The organism is Actinomadura sp. NPDC049753 (genome assembly GCF_040674655.1).
Lineage (GTDB): Bacteria > Actinomycetota > Actinomycetes > Streptosporangiales > Streptosporangiaceae > Spirillospora > Spirillospora verrucosospora.
Genome location: NZ_JBFARL010000327.1, coordinates 1 through 5150, shown reverse-complemented (window position 1 = coordinate 5150; position 5150 = coordinate 1). Strand labels below are relative to the sequence as shown.

Genomic DNA, 5150 nt, shown 5'->3' with positions numbered 1-5150 from the left:
GATTCTGTCGGAGGGCACCGACATGCACAGGATGCGGCTACCGATGCGCCCACAGGTCGAGGTCGCCGCACCTGACCCCCTGGCGTGCCGGCGTCCACGCGGCTCAGCCGCCGATCGCCGACATGGGCCGGGCGGGCTGGAGGAACGCCGGGTCGTCGATGCCGTGCCCGGCGCGCTTGGTCCGCACGGCCCGGCGCCACCGCTCGGCCAGCTCGGCGTCGTCGGCGCCGCCGCGCATCGCGTCCCGCAGGTTGGACTCCTCGGTGGCGAACAGGCAGTTGCGGACCTGTCCGTCGGCGGTGAGCCGCACCCGGTCGCAGGCCCCGCAGAACGGCCGGGTGACCGAGCCGATCACGCCGACCGTCTCGGGGCCGCCGTCGACCAGGAACGACTCGGCGGGGGCGCTGCCGCGCTCGTGCCCGGTGTCGGGAACGAGGTCGAACTCGGCGGACAGCCGGTCCAGGATCTCGTCCGCGGTGATCATGTTATCGCGGGTCCAGCCGTGCTGGGCGTCCAGCGGCATCTGCTCGATGAACCGCAGCCGGTAGCCCTGCTCCAGGCAGTACCGCAGCAGCGGGACGGCCTCGTGGTCGTTGATCCCGCGCATCAGCACGGTGTTGATCTTGATCGGTGCGAGGCCCGTCCGGCGCGCCGCCGCCAGTCCCTCCAGCACGTCGGCGAGCCGGTCGCGGTGCGCGAGGCGCCGGAAGGTCTCGCGGTCGAGGGTGTCGAGGGAGACGTTCACCCGGTCGAGCCCGGCCTCGGCCAGCGGCGCGGCGAGCCGGTCGAGCCCGATGCCGTTGGTGGTCAGCGAGGTCTGGGGGCGCGGCGTCAGCTCGGCCGTCCGCCGCACGATGCCGGCGAGCCCGCGCCGCAGGAGCGGTTCGCCGCCCGTGTAGCGGACCTCGGTGACGCCGAGGTCGCGCACGGCGAGCCCGACCAGCCGGACGACCTCGTCGTCGGTGAGCAGTTCCGGCTTCGGCAGCCAGTCCAGCCCCTCGGGCGGCATGCAGTACGAGCAGCGCAGGTTGCACCGGTCGGTGAGGGAGACCCGCAGGTCCGTCGCGGTACGGCCGAAGGTGTCGACCAGCACGGGCACCCCTTCCTGTCGCGGTCTGGATCTCCAGCCTATTGCGGTGGTTGACGATCCGATCCCCCTCGGGAGACGGTGATCTTCCATCGGGGCGCAGGGAGGCCGGAGTGGCGACGTCGCGGGAGTGGGAGTTCGCGGGCACGCGGGGAGCGGTCACCGCCCGGAGCTGGGCGGACGGCGAGCCGCGCTACGTCGCGGTGCTCGTGCACGGCTACGGCGAGCACCTCGGCCGCTACGGCCATGTCGCGGACTTCCTGGTGCGGCACGGGGCCGTCGTCTGCGGGCCGGACCACGCGGGCCACGGCCGCTCGGCCGGCGAGCGCGTGCTGGTGGAGGACTTCGAGGACGTCGTCGCCGACCTGCACACGGTCGTGGAGGCGGCCCGCGGCGACCACCCGGGCCTGCCCGTCGTCATGATCGGCCATTCCATGGGCGGGCTGATCGCGACCCGGTACGCCCAGCTCCACGGCGACGGCCTCGCCGCGCTCGTGCTGTCCGGACCGGTCCTCGGCCGCTGGCACGTCGTCGAGGAGCTGCTGCCGCTCGACGCGATGCCGGACGAGCCGATCGACACCTCGACGCTCTCGCGCGACCCCGCCGTCGGCAGGGCCTACACCGAGGACCCGCTGATCTGGCACGGCCCGTTCAAGAAGCCCACCGTCCGGGCGCTGGACGCCGCCCTGCGCCGCGTCGGCGAGCACGGCTCCCTGGGCGCGCTGCCGACCTTCTACGTCCACGGCGACGCCGACGAGCTCGTCCGCCCGCGGGACACCCGCGTCGGCATCGAGGCGATCCGCGGGGACGACCTCACCGAGCGCCTCTATCCAGGCGCCCGCCACGAGGTCTTCAACGAGACGAACCGCGACGAGGTCCTCGCCGACGTCACCGCCTTCATCGACCGCGTCCTGCCGGGAGCGCCCCGGTCCGGCGCCTGACCCGGACGAGCGTCGACGACCCGCCGCGGCGCGCCCGCCGTCCTTCGCGGCCACCCCATCCTGACTGGCATGGCCACATAAAGAAGACCGCGGAGTCAATATCGCTCTACGTAGCATTATCTTCACCGAGAGGAATCGTCTCGCGATCCAAGGGGGGACGCGCGCATGAGCCGAACGAGGATCGACCACCGGGCGCTCGCGAGCGCGGAGCGCCGGCCCGCGGCCCTCCGCGAGAGCGGTGTCGCATGACGCTGGTGGGGGCGGCCGTCACCCCCCTCACCGGCCAGACGTGGGCGGCGGCGATCAGCGCGTTCGAGACGCTCACGGACCGCCCCATGCCGGTCCGCCGCTGCTACGACGGGGCCCCGCCGTCCTCGGTGGGCGCCTCGCAACTCCGCTACGACGTGGGCGTGCGCAGGAGCGTCTACAGCATCAAGCCGACGATGTCGACGCCGCTGTCGACGCTGCAGGCCCTCGCGTCCGACATCGTCGACAAGGGCGCCCAGTGCGACGTGATCATCTATCACGAGCCGGTCGACAACATGTCCGGTGACGCCTTCATCAGCCTCTACAAGCGGTCGGCGCCGCCGTTCCGCGCGGTGGGGGTGAAGGTGGGGGTGTGCTTCACCAACTACTCGTGCAACCTGCCCTACTCCGATCCGCAGTCGGCTCTGCGGAACTACTGGCCAGGCTCGGGCATGGTCGACTTCATCGCGATCGACGAGTACCCGATCGGGGAGATCACCTCCACCGCGGACGCCGCCCCGATGGACGTCCGCACGCGGCGGGTCTGCCAGTTCGCCGACGCCCGCGGCATCTCCCTGGGCCTGGCCGAGTACGGCGTCGACGCCTCCTGGGACGTCACCAAGTCCGATCGGTGGATGCGGTCGGTCACCGACTGGGGCCGCGCCCGCGCGAGCCTCGGCCGCCCGCTGCGGTGGGCGAGCTACTTCCATTCCGGCGCCTACCGGCTGACGCACGCCGAGCACCTGGACGCCTACAGCGACACGGCCCAGCTGCTGAAGTAGGGCCCGGCGGCCCGCGGGGGGCGGGCCGCCGGGCACGGCCGCCCCGCCGGGGTCAGCCCTTCACGCAGATGAGCTGGCGGAGGTGCGCCACGACCTCGACGAGGTCGGACTGGGCCTCGATCACCGTCTCCAGATCCTTGTAGGCGCCGGGGATCTCGTCGATGACGCCGCTGTCCTTGCGGCACTCGACGCCCCTGGTCTGCTCGACCAGGTCCTCGACCGTGAAGTGCTTGCGGGCCTTGTTGCGGCTCATCCTGCGGCCCGCGCCGTGCGAGGCCGAGTTGTAGGCGGTCTCGTTGCCGAGGCCGCGGACGATGTAGGTGCCGGTCGCCATGGAGCCCGGGATGATCCCGAGGTCGCCGGCGCCCGCGCGGATCGCGCCCTTGCGGGTGACGAGCAGCTCGACGCCCCCGTACTCCTCCTCCGCCACGTAGTTGTGGTGGCAGGAGATGACCTCGCCCCACCTGCAGCGCTTCTCGCCGAACTGCCTGGTGACGACGTTCTGCGCGAGCGCGGTCATGACGGCGCGGTTGCGGCGCGCGTACTCCTGCGCCCAGAACAGGTCGTGCCGGTAGGCGTCCATCTTGGCGGTGCCGGTGAGGAACACGGCGAGGTCGCCGTCCGGCAGGTCCTGGTTGTGCGGCAGCTTGCGGGCGGCCTCGATGTGGTGCTCGGCCAGCTCGTTGCCGATGTTGCGCGACCCCGAGTGCAGGACGAGCCAGATCGCGCCGTCGTCGTCCGCGCACAGCTCCAGGAAGTGGTTGCCGCCGCCGAGCGTGCCCATCTGCGAGCGGGCGCGGCCGAGGCGGGACCGCGCCGCCGGGTGCAGGTCGTCGAACGCCTTCCAGAAGTCGTACCAGCCCCGTTCCTTCAGGCCCGGCAGCGCCGACGGGTCCACGGCGGTCCTGTGCGAGCCGCGCCCGACGGGGATCGCCTTCTCCAGCCGCGCGCGCAGGCCGGACAGGTCGTCGGGCATGTCCTCGACGGTGAGCGACGACTTCGCGGCGGTCATCCCGCAGCCGATGTCGACGCCGACGGCGGCCGGGGACACCGCGTCCCGCATCGCGATCACCGAGCCGACGGTGGCGCCCTTGCCGTAGTGGACGTCGGGCATCACCGCGAGGCCCTCCACCCACGGCAGGGCGGAGACGTTGCGCAGCTGGTCGAGGGCGAGGTCCTCGACGGTGTCGGGGTCGGTCCACATCCGGATCGGGACGCGGCCGCCCTTCAGGGTCTGGTACGGCATTCGCACTCCTTGATCGACGGAACCGGACCGCGATCTATGACGCCAGAGTCACCCGTCCCGGTTCAACCGGTTTTCGCCCTGGCGGCGCTCGGTGAGGCCGAGCCGGTCGAGGTGGCGCAGCAGGGCGACGGCGACGTCGCGGCCGGTTCCGAGCGCGTCGCCGGCCTGGGCGGGCGTGAACGGCTGCGGGAGTTCGGACAGGACGCGCAGCGCCTCCCGGTCGGCGCCGGGGAGCAGCACGACGCCGTCGTCGATCCGCAGGACGGCGCCCGCGCGCTCGGCCCCCGCGAGGACGTCGTCCGTGAGGCCCAGCTCTTCGAGGCGCTCGGCGCTGGGGGGCTCGAACGGGGTGTCCGCGAGGAGGGCGCGGAGGCGCCGCACGGCCGCGGCCCAGGGCGGCGGCGGTTCCGCGGCGACCGCCGCCGGCGCGGGCTCGGCGGCCGACCCCGCGCCGGGGCCCGGGGACGGGCCGTAGACGCGTCCCGCGTCCAGGCGCAGCGGCGGCCGGACGAGCGCGGCGGCGAGCTGCCGGGAGGGAAGGGCGAGGCGCAGCCGGACGGACTCCAGCGGGATGCCGGGGGCGCTGGGGCTCTCGGCGGCGTGCCGGGCCGTCTCCTCCGCGAGCCGCTCGAACAGCGACCGCCAGTGCGCCGGGTCGGCGACCCACTCGCCGTCCAGGGCGACGGCGCCGGGCGGCGGCGCACAGCCCATGACCGACAGCTCCGAGCGCCGGCACGGCGTGCTCCGGCGGCTGCCCCGGTCGGCGTCCCGCTCAACGGCGTCCTGATCGCCCTCCTGCTGGGCGAACTGGTCCTGGTCTCGCTGGCCATGACCGTCCTGAGCGTCCT

Annotated in this window: 5 protein-coding genes; 2 read left to right on the top strand and 3 right to left on the bottom strand. The window is 73.3% G+C overall.

All coding sequences use genetic code 11. The annotated features are described in order from the left end of the window. Positions 1-103 precede the first annotated feature (103 nt). Positions 104-1093: a GTP 3',8-cyclase MoaA gene (moaA, locus tag AB0K37_RS39985; RefSeq protein ID WP_363990853.1), complete on the bottom strand. Its 990-nt coding sequence runs from the start codon at positions 1091-1093 to the stop codon at positions 104-106. A 107-nt stretch (positions 1094-1200) separates the two neighbouring features. Between moaA and AB0K37_RS39980 the strand changes: the two genes are divergently transcribed. Both AB0K37_RS39980 and AB0K37_RS39975 read left to right on the top strand, forming a co-directional pair. Next, entirely contained in the window at positions 1201-2028 is an 828-nt protein-coding gene (locus AB0K37_RS39980; protein WP_363990850.1) for a lysophospholipase, read from the top strand. Between the two features lie 245 nt (positions 2029-2273). Further along, positions 2274-3056: a hypothetical protein gene (locus AB0K37_RS39975; protein WP_363990847.1), complete on the top strand. Its 783-nt coding sequence runs from the start codon at positions 2274-2276 to the stop codon at positions 3054-3056. A gap of 52 nt (positions 3057-3108) precedes the next feature. Here the strand turns inward: AB0K37_RS39975 and AB0K37_RS39970 are convergent, their stop codons facing one another. Both AB0K37_RS39970 and AB0K37_RS39965 read right to left on the bottom strand, forming a co-directional pair. Beyond that, positions 3109-4302 (bottom strand): RtcB family protein, encoded by a 1194-nt coding sequence (locus AB0K37_RS39970; protein ID WP_363990844.1) that lies wholly within the window; start codon positions 4300-4302, stop codon positions 3109-3111. Positions 4303-4350: 48 nt separating this feature from the next. Then, positions 4351-5150 (bottom strand): SelB C-terminal domain-containing protein (locus tag AB0K37_RS39965; RefSeq protein WP_363990841.1); only part of this gene is annotated, 800 nt, incomplete at its 5' end.

Excerpts from the sequence above, each read along its gene's own strand:
- AB0K37_RS39975 (WP_363990847.1), top strand. The coding sequence starts at position 2,274 with ATGACGCTGGTGGGGGCGGCCGTCACCCCCCTCACCGGCCAGACGTGG.
- AB0K37_RS39970 (WP_363990844.1), bottom strand. The coding sequence starts at position 4,302 with ATGCCGTACCAGACCCTGAAGGGCGGCCGCGTCCCGATCCGGATGTGG.